The sequence below is a fragment of the Pseudomonas sp. SAR267 genome, from assembly GCF_052077595.1.
Lineage (GTDB): Bacteria > Pseudomonadota > Gammaproteobacteria > Pseudomonadales > Pseudomonadaceae > Aquipseudomonas > Aquipseudomonas vlassakiae.
The window spans coordinates 3,447,673-3,462,793 of sequence record NZ_JBQIHU010000001.1; the positions used below are offsets into that span (position 1 = coordinate 3,447,673).

The 15,121-nt window shown below is 62.8% G+C and carries 15 protein-coding genes; 3 read left to right on the plus strand and 12 right to left on the minus strand.

Features of this window, described 5'->3' with window-relative positions; genetic code table 11:
- Positions 1-92: 92 nt before the first annotated feature.
- The 9 genes from ACTORR_RS16265 to ubiE all read right to left on the minus strand — a co-directional run bounded on the left by ACTORR_RS16265 (position 93) and on the right by ubiE (position 6,094).
- Complete coding sequence (locus ACTORR_RS16265; protein ID WP_054884286.1) at positions 93-800, minus strand: 16S rRNA (uracil(1498)-N(3))-methyltransferase; 708 nt, start codon at positions 798-800, stop codon at positions 93-95.
- Positions 797-1,588 (minus strand): twin-arginine translocase subunit TatC, encoded by a 792-nt coding sequence (tatC, locus tag ACTORR_RS16270; RefSeq protein WP_054884287.1) that lies wholly within the window; start codon positions 1,586-1,588, stop codon positions 797-799. The genes ACTORR_RS16265 and tatC overlap by 4 nt, the downstream gene beginning before the upstream one ends.
- A complete protein-coding gene (gene tatB / locus ACTORR_RS16275; RefSeq protein ID WP_099815692.1) occupies positions 1,585-1,962 on the minus strand; it encodes a Sec-independent protein translocase protein TatB in 378 nt (125 codons plus the stop codon). The genes tatC and tatB overlap by 4 nt, the downstream gene beginning before the upstream one ends.
- Positions 1,963-1,965: 3 nt before the next feature.
- Positions 1,966-2,253 carry a twin-arginine translocase TatA/TatE family subunit gene (locus ACTORR_RS16280; protein WP_054884289.1) on the minus strand — a complete coding sequence of 96 codons (288 nt, stop codon included), beginning with the start codon at positions 2,251-2,253 and terminating at the stop codon, positions 1,966-1,968.
- A gap of 26 nt (positions 2,254-2,279) precedes the next feature.
- Complete coding sequence (locus ACTORR_RS16285) at positions 2,280-2,615, minus strand: phosphoribosyl-ATP diphosphatase (RefSeq protein ID WP_013974545.1); 336 nt, start codon at positions 2,613-2,615, stop codon at positions 2,280-2,282.
- A gap of 1 nt (position 2,616) precedes the next feature.
- A complete protein-coding gene (hisI, locus tag ACTORR_RS16290) occupies positions 2,617-3,009 on the minus strand; it encodes a phosphoribosyl-AMP cyclohydrolase (protein ID WP_027592414.1) in 393 nt (130 codons plus the stop codon).
- Positions 3,010-3,081: 72 nt separating this feature from the next.
- Positions 3,082-4,704, minus strand: coding sequence for a ubiquinone biosynthesis regulatory protein kinase UbiB (gene ubiB / locus ACTORR_RS16295; protein ID WP_054884290.1), 1,623 nt, complete (start codon positions 4,702-4,704; stop codon positions 3,082-3,084).
- A complete protein-coding gene (locus ACTORR_RS16300; protein ID WP_054884291.1) occupies positions 4,701-5,324 on the minus strand; it encodes a ubiquinone biosynthesis accessory factor UbiJ in 624 nt (207 codons plus the stop codon). Before ACTORR_RS16300 ends, ubiB begins: the two co-directional genes overlap by 4 nt.
- Entirely contained in the window at positions 5,324-6,094 is a 771-nt protein-coding gene (gene ubiE / locus ACTORR_RS16305) for a bifunctional demethylmenaquinone methyltransferase/2-methoxy-6-polyprenyl-1,4-benzoquinol methylase UbiE (protein ID WP_313364280.1), read from the minus strand. The genes ACTORR_RS16300 and ubiE overlap by 1 nt, the downstream gene beginning before the upstream one ends.
- 124 nt (positions 6,095-6,218) lie before the next feature.
- Between ubiE and ACTORR_RS16310 the strand changes: the two genes are divergently transcribed.
- On the plus strand, positions 6,219-6,494 hold the full coding sequence (locus ACTORR_RS16310; protein ID WP_313364279.1) for a polyhydroxyalkanoic acid system family protein: 276 nt from the start codon (positions 6,219-6,221) through the stop codon (positions 6,492-6,494).
- A gap of 27 nt (positions 6,495-6,521) precedes the next feature.
- On the opposite strand, the gene ACTORR_RS16315 is transcribed toward ACTORR_RS16310, so the two are convergent.
- Positions 6,522-11,186 carry a DUF6543 domain-containing protein gene (locus ACTORR_RS16315; protein ID WP_313364278.1) on the minus strand — a complete coding sequence of 1,555 codons (4,665 nt, stop codon included), beginning with the start codon at positions 11,184-11,186 and terminating at the stop codon, positions 6,522-6,524.
- Between the two features lie 269 nt (positions 11,187-11,455).
- Between ACTORR_RS16315 and ACTORR_RS16320 the strand changes: the two genes are divergently transcribed.
- Both ACTORR_RS16320 and ACTORR_RS16325 read left to right on the plus strand, forming a co-directional pair.
- Positions 11,456-11,875, plus strand: coding sequence for a phasin family protein (locus ACTORR_RS16320; RefSeq protein ID WP_054884295.1), 420 nt, complete (start codon positions 11,456-11,458; stop codon positions 11,873-11,875).
- Between the two features lie 10 nt (positions 11,876-11,885).
- Positions 11,886-12,656 carry a phasin family protein gene (locus ACTORR_RS16325; RefSeq protein ID WP_054884296.1) on the plus strand — a complete coding sequence of 257 codons (771 nt, stop codon included), beginning with the start codon at positions 11,886-11,888 and terminating at the stop codon, positions 12,654-12,656.
- Positions 12,657-12,787: 131 nt separating this feature from the next.
- Here ACTORR_RS16325 and ACTORR_RS16330 read toward each other — a convergent pair whose 3' ends face one another.
- Together ACTORR_RS16330 and phaC are read right to left on the minus strand one after the other, a co-directional pair.
- Positions 12,788-13,402 carry a TetR/AcrR family transcriptional regulator gene (locus tag ACTORR_RS16330; RefSeq protein ID WP_054884297.1) on the minus strand — a complete coding sequence of 205 codons (615 nt, stop codon included), beginning with the start codon at positions 13,400-13,402 and terminating at the stop codon, positions 12,788-12,790.
- 13 nt (positions 13,403-13,415) lie between these two features.
- Entirely contained in the window at positions 13,416-15,098 is a 1,683-nt protein-coding gene (gene phaC, locus ACTORR_RS16335; RefSeq protein WP_099815690.1) for a class II poly(R)-hydroxyalkanoic acid synthase, read from the minus strand.
- Positions 15,099-15,121 lie beyond the last annotated feature (23 nt).

Consider the following 15,121-nt stretch of genomic DNA (forward strand, 5'->3'; position numbering starts at 1 on the left):
CCCCGGCAACGTGGCAGCACAGATTATTGTAGTGTTGCCAACGCCATCGGCTTGCGCCGGGGAAACTTGATAGATAAAAGCTGACCCGTCTGTCAGAAAATCCTTGAGAGCAAGGCGGTTACCGCGGTTTCCACACGAAGAATGCGCTCACCCAGCTGTACAGGTGCCAGGCCAGCCTTGCCGAACAGCTCGATTTCGTAAGGAATCCAGCCGCCTTCGGGGCCGATGGCCAGGGTTACGGGGCCTTCAACCGCGCGTGGGCAGGCCGGGTAGGGGCCAGGGTGGCCAACCAGGCCGAGAGTGCCTTCGGCAATGGCAGGCAGGCGGTCTTCGACGAACGGTTTGAAGCGCTTTTCGATGATCACTTCGGGCAGCACCGTGTCGCGGGCCTGCTCAAGGCCGAGAATCAGGTTTTCGCGGATGGTTTCAGGGTTGAGAAAAGGCGTTTGCCAGAAGCTTTTCTCTACCTTGTAGCTGTTGACCAGGATCAGCCGCGGCACACCCAGGGTGGCCACGGTCTGGAACAGCCGGCGCAGCATCTTCGGGCGCGGGACGGCCAGCACCAAGGTCAGCGGCAGTTTGGCCGGCGGCTGTTGGTCGAAGGCAACCTCCAGCTCGGCTTCATGCTTCTCAAGGCGCAGCACGGTGGCCTTGCCCATCAGCCCGTTGATGCGGCCCACGCGCAGCGTGTCGCCCACCGCGACACCGTGGATTTCCTGCATGTGGGTGAAGCGCCGATCAGCGAGAACGACACGCTCGGCCGAGACGAAATCGGCCTCTTCAAGAAGTAACAGGTTCACGGCTGGGTCGCTGGCGGCTGGTCGTCAGGGTCGTTGGTGGCTTCTTCGTCGGCATGGCTGCGTTTGCGGATCAGGCTGCCACACAGCACGCCAATCTCGAACAGCAGCCACATCGGCACCGCGAGCAGTGTCTGCGAGAAGATGTCTGGCGGCGTGAGGATCATGCCGACCACGAAGCAGCCGATGATCACGTACGGGCGGACCTTCTTCAGGTACTTCACGTCGACCACGCCGATCCACACCAGCAGCACCACGGCTACCGGGATCTCGAAGGCGACACCGAAGGCGAAGAACAAGGTCATGACGAAGTCGAGGTAGGCGGCGATGTCGGTCATCATCGCCACGCCTTCCGGCGTGGCTTTGGCGAAGAAGCTGAACATCAGCGGAAACACCAGGAAATAGGCGAAAGCCATCCCGGCGTAGAACAGCAGGATGCTCGATACCAGCAGCGGAATGGCAATGCGCTTTTCATGGCGATACAGGCCTGGCGCGATGAAGCCCCAGATCTGCTGGAGAATGAACGGGATCGCCAGGAACAGCGAGACGATCATTGTCAGCTTGAACGGCGTGAGGAACGGCGAGGCCACGTCGGTGGCGATCATCGTCGCATTGGCCGGCAAATGGTCGCGCAGCGGCGCCGACACCAAGGTATAGATCTGCTGGGCGAAGGAGAACAGCCCGGCAAAGATCAGGAAGATGACTGCCACACAGCGCAGCAGGCGGGTGCGCAGTTCGGTGAGGTGCGAAACCAGCGGCATTGGCTGGTCATGTTCCGGGTTCTCGCTCATGGGGCTCGCGGCGGTTGAGGCGGTTCAGAAGATGTGGCCGGTGCGGCAGGTGGCTCGACCGGCCTGGCTTCGAGCCCGGCAGGTGGCTGCACGCTGGCCGTGGTTACCGGCGGCTGCGCGGGTGGCGTCAGTGGGTTGAGGATGCGCTTGGCTTCCTCTTCCATCTGCAGGATGTGCTCGTTATGCAGCTGGCGGCGGATGTCGTCGGCGCCGATTTCGCGCTCGACCTCCATCTTGATCGCATTGAAGCTGCGTTTCAGCCGCCCGATCCACAGCCCCGCAGTACGCGCGGCGCCAGGCAAGCGCTCGGGGCCGAGCACCAGCAAGGCGACCAGGCCGACGAGCAGCAGCTCGCTGAAGCTGATGCCGAACATGGGTCAGTCTTTCCGCTGCGGCTCTTGGACCGGCTGGGCCTGGCCCTCGATGGTGTGGCCTTGCTGCGGCTGCGCGCTGCTCTGCTGGTGAGGCGCCTGCACTGGCGGCACGGGCTGGGCGGGCGGTGGGGCCTGCTCGGCCGGCTTGTTCTCTTCATCGCTCATGGCCTTGCGGAAGCCCTTGATCGACTCGCCCAGGTCGCTGCCGAAGTTCTTCAGCTTCTTGGTGCCGAAGACCAGGACGACAACCACCAGCAGGACGATCCAGTGTTTCCAGTCAAAAATACCCATGGTGCTCTCCTAAGAATTCTATTGGCTTAGGCCGAAGGCTGACGCGCGGCCTTTTCATCGTGCCCGGAAAGCCCGAAGCGGCGCTCCAGTTCATCTAGCACGGCTTGCGGATGCTGGCCCAGCGCACTGAGCATGACCAGGCTATGGAACCACAAGTCTGCGGTTTCATAGATGACATCACTGTAATCCTTGCTCACGGCAGCGTCTTTGGCTGCGATGATGGTCTCGACGGACTCTTCGCCGAGCTTTTCGAGGATCTTGTTCAGGCCCTTGTGGTACAGGCTGGCCACGTAAGAGCTGTCAGGAGCCGCTTGTTTGCGCTCTTCGAGCACTTCGGCCAGGCGATTGAGGGTGTCGCTCATGTCAGTGTCCTGCGCTATAGATGGCATCCGGGTCTTTCAGAACCGGGTCGACGGTTTTCCACTGGCCGTCCTCGAAGACGCGGTAGAAGCAGCTTTCACGGCCGGTATGGCAAGCAATGTGGCCCAGCTGCTCGACCATCAGGATGATCACGTCGGCATCGCAGTCCAGGCGCATTTCATGCAACTTCTGCACATGGCCGGACTCCTCGCCCTTGCGCCACAGCTTGCCACGGGAACGCGACCAGTAGATGGCGCGTTGTTCGGCGGCGGTCAGTGCCAGCGATTCGCGGTTCATCCAGGCCATCATCAGCACACGTCCGGTCTTGTGGTCCTGGGCGATCGCCGGTACCAGGCCATCGCTGTTCCACTTGATCTCGTCCAGCCAGTCTTTCATCGTCGACTCCAAAGCGGGCCCGCTCCTGTGCCGGGCCCTTTGCGCTAGTGTGCCAGCCAGCAGCGCGGCTGGCTATTGGCGCACAATCAGGTAAAGCCCGGCGGCCAGCATCAGCCAGGCCGGCCAGGCGCCAGGTGCGGCCAGGCTGGCGGCCTCTGCGGCGCCGGTGGCCAGCACCGCACCGCCGCCAAGCAGGCCGGCACCGAGCAGGCGCAGCGCCCAGCGGTCGCCCTGGCGGCGATGTTCCGGCAGTTGCGGGTCTTCCAGGTGCGGCTGCGACAGACGTTCGAGCAGGTCGCGGGCCATGCCAGCCAGGTGCGGTAGCTGCTCGACCTGGCCATGAATGTTGCCGAGCACCGCCTTGGGGCTCATGCGTTCGCGCATCCAGCGTTCGAGGAACGGCTTGGCGGTGCTCCACAGGTCCAGGTCAGGGTACAGCTGTCGGCCCAGGCCTTCGATATTGAGCAGCGTCTTCTGCAGCAGCACCAGCTGCGGCTGGACTTCCATGTTGAAGCGCCGGGCGGTCTGGAACAGCCGCATCAGCACCTGGCCAAAGGAAATATCCTTTAACGGTTTTTCGAAGATCGGCTCGCACACGGTGCGAATCGCCGCTTCGAACTCATTGACCTTGGTATGCGCTGGTACCCAGCCCGAGTCGATGTGCAGTTCGGCAACGCGGCGATAGTCACGCTTGAAGAAAGCGATCAGGTTGCGCGCCAGGTAGTCCTGGTCTTCGGCGGTGAGGCTGCCGACGATGCCGCAGTCAATGGCGATGTACTGCGGGCTCCACGGTTTGACTGTGCTGACGAAGATGTTGCCCGGGTGCATGTCGGCGTGAAAGAAGCTGTCGCGGAACACCTGGGTGAAGAACACTTCCACGCCACGTTCGGCCAGCATCTTCATGTCAGTGCGCTGGTCAGCCAGGGTGGCCATGTCGGTCACCGGCACGCCGTAGATGCGCTCCATCACCAGCACCTTGGGGCGGCACAGGTCCCAGTACACCTGGGGCACGTACATCAGCTCGGAACCTTCGAAGTTGCGCCGCAGCTGGCTGGCATTGGCCGCTTCGCGCAGCAGGTCGAGTTCGTCGTAGATGGTCTTTTCGTAGTCGCCGACGATTTCCACCGGGTGCAGGCGGCGGGCGTCGGCCGAGGCGCGCTCGGCGGCCTTGGCGATCTGGAACAGCCAGGCCATGTCCTGGGCGATGACCGGCTTCAGGCCAGGGCGCACCACCTTGACCACCACCTCTTCGCCACTCTTGAGGCGGGCGGCATGCACCTGGGCGACCGAAGCAGAGGCCAGTGGCTCTACGTCGAAACGGCTGAACACTTCGCCGACCTTGGCGCCGAGCTGATCTTCGATCAGTGCCACGGCTTTTTTCGGGTCGAACGGCGGCACGCGGTCCTGCAACAGCATCAACTCGTCGGCGATGTCGGTGGGCAGCAAGTCGCGGCGGGTGGACAGCAACTGGCCGAACTTGATGAAGATCGGCCCCAGGTCCTGCAGCGCCAGACGCAGGCGCGCACCGCGGCTGAGCGCTGATGGCTTGCGCGGCAGCCAGCGCCAGGGCATCAGCAGGCGCAGGCTGGCCAGCCACCAGGGCAGCAGGGGTTGTTCGAACAGCAGGTCATCGAGACGGTAGCGGATTACCACGCGCTGGATGCGAAAAAGACGGCGGACGGCGAGCAGCTTCATGCGTTTTCGCTGGTATCAAGGGATCGGGAGAGGCGCTTGAGGCGGGCCTCGAGGCGTTCTGTGTCGAGCTTAAGGGCATCGAGTTCGCTGAAGGCGGCTTCAGCTTCGCGCTTGCCCACCAGGGTACGGGACTCTTCGGCCAGGTATTCGGACAGGTTCTGGCTGAAACGTGCCAGGCCCTGGCGGGTCCAGCGTGCGCGCAGGCGGATGTGCCCGGCCAGCATGGCCGTGGCAACCGGGCCGAGCCAGCGCTGTAGCTCGTGTTCCCAGTCCAGTTCCAGGTCCTGCAGCATGCCGAACAGGTCGAGCAGCACGGCACTGTCGCCATGCAGTTCGACCTGCGGGCTGTGCAGCACGGCGGTCTTGTCCCGGGCAACGGCCAGTTGTACCAGGCTACCGGCCGGGGCGCGCAGGCTGCAGTCGACTGCGCCTTCCCAGTGGGCGGCGAGCATCAGGCCTTCTTCATCGGGCAGGATGAACACCTGCAGGGCCGGCTGGCGGCAGTCGATCTCGATGACCTTGCCTGCGAGCGCGGCCAGCCGCGGCAAGGCCGTGCTGTCCATGCGCAGGACACGGTTCAGGCCATGTTCGACACTGGCGAGCAGCCCGGCCAGCAGCATCAGGGCTTGATTCCCCGGTGCACGGCAACGATGCCGCTGGTCATGTTGTGGTAGGTGACGCGGTCGAAACCGGCCTCGACCATCAGGCTCTTGAGGGTTTCCTGGTCGGGGTGCATGCGGATCGACTCGGCGAGGTAACGGTAGCTTTCGGAGTCATTGGTGATCAGCTTGCCGGCCAGCGGCATGAAGGCGAACGAATAGGCATCGTAGGCTTTGGACATCAGCTTGTTGGTCGGCTTGGAGAACTCCAGGATCAACAGGCGCCCGCCCGGCTTGAGCACCCGCAACATCGAGCGGATGGCCTGGTCCTTGTGGGTGACGTTGCGCAGGCCGAAGGCGATGGTCACGCAGTCGAAGTGGTTGTCCGGGAACGGCAGTTTTTCGGCGTCGGCCTGGACGAACTCGATATTGCCGGCCACACCACGGTCGAGCAGGCGGTCACGGCCGACCTTGAGCATCGAATCGTTGATATCGGCCAGAATCACCTGGCCCGTCGGGCCGACCAGGCGCGAGAACTTGGCGGCCAGGTCGCCGGTCCCTCCCGCGATGTCCAGCACGCGGCTGCCGGCGCGCACGCCCGACAGTTCGATGGTGAACCGCTTCCACAGACGGTGCATGCCGCCGGATAGCACGTCGTTCATCAGGTCGTACTTGGCGGCGACCGAGTGGAACACTTCGGCGACTTTCTTCGCCTTCTGGCTTTCAGGGACGTCCTGGTAGCCGAAATGGGTGGTGGGTTCGGCGTGGTCGCCTTTGCGCTGGTCGTTCATATCGCTTCACCGGAAAAAATTACCGCCATTCTAGGGCGAACGGGCGGATTTGTCTTGGCGGGGTGTGCCTGGGGGCAGGGGCGGGCATAATGCAGATTATGTCTACATACCCAGGAACACCCGCATGACCCAGATCAGCGTCGAACGCAAACACTCCCTCGGCCGCGATGCCGCCCGCGCCAAGGCCGAAGCGCTGGTCGACAAGCTCAGCCGCGAATACGACCTCAAGGCCACCTGGAACGGTGACCGGGTCGACGTGACGCGCAGTGGCGCCAGCGGTAGCGTGCACATCGCTGAAGACAGCATCCGCGTTGAGCTGAAACTGGGCATGATGCTGTCGATGATGAGCGGTACCATCAAGGGCGAGATCGAGCGCGCCCTGGACAAGGCCCTGGCCTGAGGCCGGGCCTTGCGTTTGCCGGCCGCCTCAGGCAGCGGGGAACGGAATGATGTCGGCGATCTGCTCCAGACGCAGGTCGCCACGGTAGATCTCCAGTCGCTGAGCGGCGGTTCCCGCTTCCTCGAGCCGGGCCTCGCGCTCCTTGCCACGCGCTTCCCAGAATTTCAGATGTGCCTTGGCGAATGCGCGCGGCGCCGCGTCGGCACTGCGGTAATGGAAGTGCGCTTCCCACAGCACTTGATGCGGGGCCTCACGGTCCCGTACTTCATACACGTCAAGAAAATCATTGGCCGTGCGCAGCGGCTTGCGTGACGTACTCAGGCTGATCTGCAGGCGCCCTTGCTCATGCAGGTAGCGCAGGGCGTTGGCGTCCGGGTGGCGGGTGTTGAGGTAGGCATCGGTGAGCAGGCGTCGTTTTTCCCCGCGGACCAGGATGATGGCATCGCTCAGCTGGCTGCTCAGGCGACGGGCTTCGGGGGCTTCTACGTTTTCCAGCTGCTGTGCGACCTGGCGCAGGTCGTCGATGTGCCAGTCCATGAGGTCTGCCAGGCTGTTCGGTTCGTTGCCATAGCGCGCTGCCAGGGCGAGCCGCTGGTCCGTTTGCGCCAGCAGGCGCGCAGCACGGCGGCCTGGCTCTGCGCTGCCCTGTGGCGCAGGTTGCTCCGCTGCAGTGAGTTCGTGCCATTGATCGCCACGTAGTTCATAGGCGCCTGCGGGCTGCTCGTTGACGGGGTTGCGCAGGACCGCGCGCTGGCCCGCCTGGTCACGCTCCACCAGCACCGAGCGGCCGTGGGACGTACGGATCAGCATGCGTCGGCCAGGTCGGACACGATGGGGCGGGCGCGGCAAGGCAGGTGCGGCACCGCTCTCGATGCTGGCCAGGACATTGCTCAGCTGGGTTTCCGTCTGGCGCACCAGGCTACTGAGTTCTTGCACGTAGGCTTCCAGCATTTCGCCATTCACTGCCTGCGACGTGAAGGACTGCATGTAATGGGCCTTGCCGAGGATCACTCGGTATTCGCGCAGTGCCTGGTTCAGTACCTCAATTTGCTGTTCGCGGGGCAGGTCGGCGGAGGCCAGGCCATCATGGCTCCATATCGTGGCCGATAGCGCCTTGTTGCTCAGAGCATCTTGCAGCGGCACCAGGTCGGTAGCCGCTTCGGCTGTCAGCCGGGTCTTGTCAAGGGTCAGATAGGCCTGGTCGCTGAGCAGTTGCGCGCGGATGATCAATGTCGAATAGGGGCGCTGGCGAATGGCCTGGTCAACCTTCTCACGCTTGTTGGGAAAGTCGATCTGGCTGTCGTCGAGCACTGCAGGCAACAGGGTGTCCAGTTGCTCGCTGACCTCAAGTAGTTGGCGGGTGGTAACCAGCGTTTGCTGGGTCAGATCGCGAAACGCCACGTAGCGTTGCATCTGCTCCGGCGTTTGCGGATGCTTGAGCAAGCCGATGGATTGCTCCCGGAGCATATCGTGGTCGGTCAGCTCCAGCAGACGTCGAAATAGCATCATGTCATTGTCGATGGCCGCCGCCGACCAGCTGCTGAGGCGCCGCTGGAAATCGGTCTTATGGCTCATCCTGAGGAAGCGCGGCTCAAGCAGTTGCCTGAAGAAGCCGATGTTTTCATGCAGCAACTTCTTTTGCTTTTCCAGGTAGAGGGCAGCTGCCCTGAGTTCGGGATGAAGTTGCCGGCGAAGCACCAGCAATGCCTGGCGCTGCTCAATCAGTGATTCGGGGAGCTGAGCGAGGTCGCGGGTGGGCATTGCATTGAACGCTTGGCTGAATGCATCGGCCATCTCGTCATAGGTTTGAAGCTGTGTGGTGTTGCGGTCCATCAGGGTTTGCAGCTTGGCCAGCGCATCCCCATTGGCCTGAGCAGCGGCGCGCAGCGCGTCGAACTGCCGCTGGTTTTCGGCATGGATGGCTTCCCTGCTTTTCGGCATGCCGCCTGCCAAGGCCAGGTCCAGCCTCCATTCGCCGTTCCAGCGTGCCAGCCATGGGCCCTTGAGCCGTTCGCGGCCAACGATGTGGTAGTCATCAGGCGCGCCACCCCAGTGGGTCTGCCACTCTTCCTGGCTGACGTCCGGGCCGATGATCTGCATGCCGCCGTAGGTTTCCCGCACCTCGAAGGGGATTCCCTGAAGCCTTGTGTAGAGGCGTTGTTCGACCCGGTACAGGCCGCGCAAGCGGCCGCTGGTAATGGCGTCCTGGCTGTTCAGGGAAACGTGGGCCTGCAGCCTGGCCAAGTCGCCGCGTTGCGCTGCGGTCAAATAACCAAGGCGTTGCTTGTTGCGCCAGCTGGTTATCTGCAACGTGGCCGGTCTGTGCGGCTGCCAGGTGGCTTTGTCTGGCTTATCGGCCACTTCCGGGTCATTGGCGCTGCGGCCAGCCGGTTCGTCAAGACGTGTTGTGTGCGGCACGGCTTCTACGAGAATGCCCTGTTTTTCCCGGGCGCCACGGTGGGCCAACAGCATCGCCAGATTGGTCAGCAGGTCGGTAGCGGCCACGCCCCTTTGCTCCGCGCTGGCGTGGAGCACTTCGTCGAAGTCTTCTTTCAAGGCGGGCACCGCGCTCATCAGCCATACCAAATTCGCCAGGGTACCGTGCAGGAACAGCGTGGCGCCGTTGAACGCGGCCCAGGCAGCTTGCTTGGCCAGCGCCCATTTCTCTTGCGCGTTGGAAGTGCTGCTGTTGGATGCCAACAGGATCATGGCCTCGATTCTGGCGTCGAACAGTTTGCTGGGCAGCTGCTCGGTCCAGGGATCGAATGCTGCGCTGACCGGGCGTTTGAGGCTTTCCAGGATGTTGTCCACCAAGGACGCGCCTGGGCCGACCAGGTGAGCCAGTTGCGAGAGCCCCGGATGCAGATGAGGTCGCGTAAAACCATCATCGGCATAGACCGGCCGGGCATCCTCGTCCAACCAGTCGAGAACGCTCTGCTGCAATTCGCCTGGTGCGCGAATCGCTGCCATCAGCAGCTCCAGGCTGGCGAACTCGCGAACGCTATCTTGCTGATAGAACGGGCGATACAGTACCCAGCCCGTGCTCCGGGGCAACTGGAGCAGAAACATCCCATGCACGATATCGTGTGCCGAGGCGCCTGGCGCGGCCAGCAGTGCCAACGGTGCGAGCCGTGCCTGGTCGGCCTGCTCGCTCATGGCTTGAGAAAAGTCGACCAGGGCCTGGCATGCGGCCTCACTCAGGTTTTTCTCGACACGGCCCTGTAGTGCGCGCAGCAACAGCGCGTTCCGCCATTCCCGGTGGTACTGGCTGACACGCTGTGCCAGTCGGGGTGGTGCGTAGGCCAGTGTTCTCACATAGCGCGGATATTCGGCACCCACGTCAACGGCATGCACCAGCGCCCTGACCTGTTCCAGCGTCAGCCAATCGTGAATAGCCTTGCCATTGGCATCGCACAAACCGGTCATCACTTCGCCGGCATTCAGCCGCAAGCGCGCTATGGCGAGTTCCGTCAGGGTTTCGGACCTGAGATAGAGCGCGCGCGCGTCAGCAGGGAAGCTGGCCGGTATGGCCTGGGAAATCCGGACCAGCACGCGATCTGGATCGTGCTGTGCCACGTCAGGATGGGCTGCTTGCAGTTGCTCGCGAAGGCGCCGGTTGGCGAAGCTGTTGAGGTCTCCAATGTCGGCAAATGGTGCCTTGTCGCTGGCTTGCCCCTGCAGGGCGGCCAGGTCGAGCAACGCGGCGTGGTAGTGAAAGCGATTATCAGGACTAGCTGTTTCCAGCCAGGCTGGCAGCGCGATGGCCGGCCGCTGGAGAGTGGGCAGTGGCTGGTTGAGAAACTGTGGTGCCGGGTTGCTCACGGCCCTGAAGATAGTTTCCAGGGCTCCGACACTGGGGATGCCGGCCAGGCGCACCCGGCGAATATCATCGAGGGTGACATTCAGTACCTGGGCTGCCTGATAAGCCAGAGGATCGCCTTGCACAAGCTGATGTGCCCAACTCAGCCTGTCGAAGCGATAGCGCTCCGCCAGCTCATCGCGCAGCGCCGTGGCGAAAGCATTCTCGTCGGGGTAGCTGCGAACGATGCCAGAGGGTTGGCAGCACAGCGTGCGTGAGCCGCTGCCGGTTATCAGCAGATGGGGTACTGGCGGGTGCCAGCTGCTGGTGCCCAGGCTAAGGGTGACCTGCAAGGCATGAATGGACACGTCCTGTTCACTCCCCACAAGCAGGTTGAAGACCATGCGTTTTTCGTCGGCATCCAGATACTGCCGGTGAACGTTGTCGAGCAACGCTGCCTTTATGACCTGCTCAAGCCAACCCAGGCGGGATATTTCCGTGCCGTCATCGCAGCCATTCCAGTAGGCCGTTTGCGCCAGCTGATAGGCCTGGGGTAGTGCGGCCAGGCATGAATCCAGGTCGCTGCCGAGCTTCTGCAGGTCAAGGTCGATTTGCGGTTTTGGGTTGCTGTAGTCATCTCGCTCCTGGGCACGGAAGACCTCCGGTGGCGCTGTGCTGAGATGATCCGCGTTGGTAAGCGAAAGACTCTTGCCGCTCAGGAAACTGTCCAGCAGTGTGTCCAAAAGGTCGCTCTGACGGGCTGCGGTTGTGGGCGTCGCGGCGTGGAGGATACTGAAGCCCTCAAGCGAACCGAGTCGGGGATGCTGTTGGCTGATCCATGGGTAGCGGTCGAGCAGGGCGGTAAAACCCTCGTGGGCGATGACGTCACGCAAGGTTGGCCGGTCTGCAAAGTGATTGGCGACAAGCTGTCTGAAGGAAAGGGACGGTGTGGCAGAAGGATCGTGCATGTTGGTAAGGCTCGGCTGAAATGAGCCCTGCACGCTAGGCCTGAAATGGCCAGCCAGGTGGTCAATAAATCTAGGCACGGATGCGCAGCGGCATCCAGCTTAGGGTGAGGTTTCTAATTTTCTTGCCTACCTTGTGCTCAAGCCCAACCTCCATGGGCGGTTTTTCCTCCACTCATGAACATGAGGTACACAGCATGGCCAAAGTGACTGCGAAGAAAAAGGAAGAAGCCCTGGGCACGCTTGGCGAGGTGCGTGGTTACGCCCGCAAGATCTGGCTGGCCGGTATCGGCGCCTATGCCCGCGTCGGCCAGGAAGGTTCCGACTACTTCAAGGAGCTGGTCAAGGCCGGTGAAAGCGTCGAGAAACGTGGCAAGCAACGCATCGACAAACAGCTCGATGCCGCCAACCACCAGCTCGACGAGGCCACCGAGGAAGTCAGCCGCGTACGCGGCAAAGTCGAAGTTCAACTCGACAAGATCGAAAAAGCTTTCGACGCACGGGTAGGTCGCGCCTTGAATCGCCTTGGCATTCCGTCTAAACATGACGTTGAGGCGTTGTCCATCAAGCTTGAACAGCTGCATGAGCTGCTCGAGCGCGTCGCGCACAAACCATAAGGAGAGCAGGATGGCTGGCAAGAAGAATTCCGATAAAGAAGGCAGCTCCTGGATCGGCGGGATCGAGAAGTACTCCCGCAAGATCTGGCTGGCGGGGCTGGGTATCTATTCGAAAGTCGATCAGGACGGCCCGAAGCTGTTCGACTCGCTGGTGAAGGATGGCGAGAAGGCCGAAAAGCAGGCGAAGAAGACTGCCGAAGACGTGGCGGAAACTGCCAAGTCCTCGACCACTTCGCGTGTGTCTGGGGTCAAGGATCGCGCACTGGGCAAGTGGAGCGAGCTCGAAGAAGCTTTCGACAAGCGCCTGAACAGTGCCATCTCGCGTCTGGGCGTGCCAAGCCGCAACGAAATCAAGGCCCTGCACCAGCAAGTCGACAGCCTGACCAAGCAGATCGAGAAACTGACCGGTGCGTCGGTCACCCCGGTCTCCTCGCGCTCTGCAGCCGCCAAACCGGCAGCGAGCAAGGCAACGGCCAAACCATTGGCCAAGCCCGCAGCAAAAACGGCGGCTGCCAAGACTGCGGCTAAACCGGCAGCGGCCAAACCCGCAGCCAAGACCGCAGCGGCCAAGCCTGCGGCAAAATCGACTGCCAAGCCGGTTGCAGCCAAGCCTGCCGCAGCGAAGAAGCCAGCGGTGAAGAAGGCACCGGCCAAACCGGCAGCCGCCAAGCCAGCAGCAGCGGCCAGCGCCGCTCCGGCTGCTACCGCAGCGCCGGCGCCTACTGCGGCTCCAGCCAGCAACCCGCCTTCGGCTCCAGCCAGCACCGGCTCTCTGCTCTGATAGCTGCGTAACACCCTTCGCGGGTAAACCCGCTCCCACAGGTACAGCGCCGGGTTCAGCATCAGCGCTGTCCCTTGTGGGGGCGGGTTTACCCGCGAAGACGTCGGTGCAGCAATACATCTCCTACCGGTTCAACCCTCCAGATACCGCACCGCCAGCTCCTGCGCTGCGGTTCGTGCCTGCACCTGCAGATGCGGCGCCACCAGCATCATTACCTGGTACACCACGATCCCCGAATCCCCCTCGCGCCCCAGTACCCGCTGGTAGTCGAGCGAGAACATCAAGGTCAGGGTGATCTGCTCCACCAGTTGGCCCAATGCCTGCGTCTCGCTGACCACTTGCCCCTGACCCTTCAGGCTTGCCAGCAGTGCCGCCAAGGTGCGTTTGAGTGCGTTGATCAGGCTGCGCATGCCCCTTGCCAGCTTCGGCAGGCGCCCGGTCAGGTTGGACAGGTCCTGGAACAGAAACCGGTACTGGGCCATGCGCTCGACGATCAGGTGCAGGAACAGCCAGTAATCCTCGGCCTCCAGGCGCACCTCCAGCGGTGGGTCGAGCAATGGCATCAACGCTTCCTCGAAACGGTCGAACAGCCCGTGAATCAAGGGTTCCTTGCCGTGGAAGTGGTAATACAGATTGCCCGGGCTGATGCCCAGTTCGTTGGCGATCTCCAGGGTCGATACATTGGGCTCGCCCTGCGCATTGAACAACTGCAGGGCGCATTCGAGGATACGGTCGCGGGTTTTCATCCAGTGGTGGTGCTCATCGGGTCAGGACATAGGTGCCTGGCGCAGGGCCCAGCGGTGGATACGTGGCGTTGCCCAATTCCGTGCGTGGCGCCTTGAGCGGGCCGGAGCGCGGCGTGATCCACTCCAGCCACAGCGGCCACCAGCTGCCGTCACGGCGCTGTGCGTCATGGAACCAGGCACGCGGGTCGCTCGACAGCCTGGGGTTTTCCAGGTAGTACGCCTTGGGGTTGCCGGGCGGGTTGATGATGCTCTGGATGTGCCCGCTGTTGGCCAGCACGAACTGCCGGTCGCCACCGAGCAGCAAGGCCGAGCGATACACCGCGTCCCAAGGCGTGATGTGATCGTTGCTGCCAGCCACGGTGAAGCTGTCGAGGCCGACCTGCTTGAGGTCGATCGGTGTGCCGCACACTTCCATGCCAGCTGCGCGGGTCAGCGGGTTGACCTTGAAGAAGTCCAGCAGGTCACCGTGCAGCGCGGCCGGCAGGCGCGTGCTGTCGGCATTCCAGTAGAGGATGTCGAAGGCCGGCGGCGTCTTGCCGAGCAGGTAGTTGTTGACCCAGTAGTTCCAGATCAGGTCGTTGGGCCGCATCCAGGCGAAGATCCGCGCCACCTCCCCGCCGTCCAGCACACCGCGCTGGTACGAGCGACGCTTGGCCGCCTCGATCGTCTGTTCGTCGGCGAACAGGCTGGCCGGGCTGTCGAACTTGCTGTCGAGCAGGCTGACCAGGTAGGTAGCACTGCGTACCCGGCGCAATTGATGCTTGGCCTGCAGGTGGCCCTGCAGCGCCGCCATGGTCAAACCGCCGGCGCAGGCGCCCATCAAGTTCAGGTCGCGGCTGCCGCTGATGCTGCGGCAGGCGTTCAGCGCCTCTTCCAGCGCCTGTACATAGCTCGACAGGCCCCACTCGCGGTGGCGAGGGTCAGGGTTGCGCCAGCTGACCATGAACACCTGCAGGCCGTTCTTGAGCATGTACTGGACGAAGCTGTTGGTCGGCTGCAGGTCGAAGATGTAGTACTTGTTGATTTGTGGCGGCACCACCAGCACGGGCCGGGCATGCTGCTTTTCACTCATCGGCCTGTACTGGATCAGCTCCAGCTGGTCGTTGCGAAACACCACGGCGCCGGGGGTGGTCGCCAGGTTTGCGCCCACTTCGAAGGCGCGCTCATCGACCTGACGGGGCAGCCCGTCGTTGTGGCGAAGGTCGTCGAGCAAGTGGGCGACACCGCGCACCAGGCTCTGCCCACCGGTGTTGAACAGTTCCTTGACCGCCAACGGGTTGAGCAGCGAGTTGCTCGGTGCCAGCGCATCGTTGATCAGGTTGAACAGAAAGTGCGCACGGGCCCGGTCATCGTCGTCCAGGTGGCTTTCCTCGATCCACAGGCGGGTCTGTTTCTGCCATGCCAGGTAGGCCTGCAGGCCGCGTCGGTAGAACGGGTTCTGGCTCCAGGTCGGATCGTTGAAGCGTGCATCACGCGCGCTCGGCTGATAGGGCGTGTCGCCGAGCATCACCCTGCCCAGTTGTCCGCCCAGGGCCAGCAGGTGGCGGGCGGTATGCAACGGGTTGTGCAGGCCATGACGGCCAACACTGCGCAAGGTGGAAATCAGGTCGCGACCCCGCAAGCCGAGGATGGCGTTCTGTACGTTCATGCTGGTGGCGGGAAGCGTTGACGTTCCTTTGGCCGGTTTTTCTTTCATGGCAACAACTCCCTTGTCAGGCC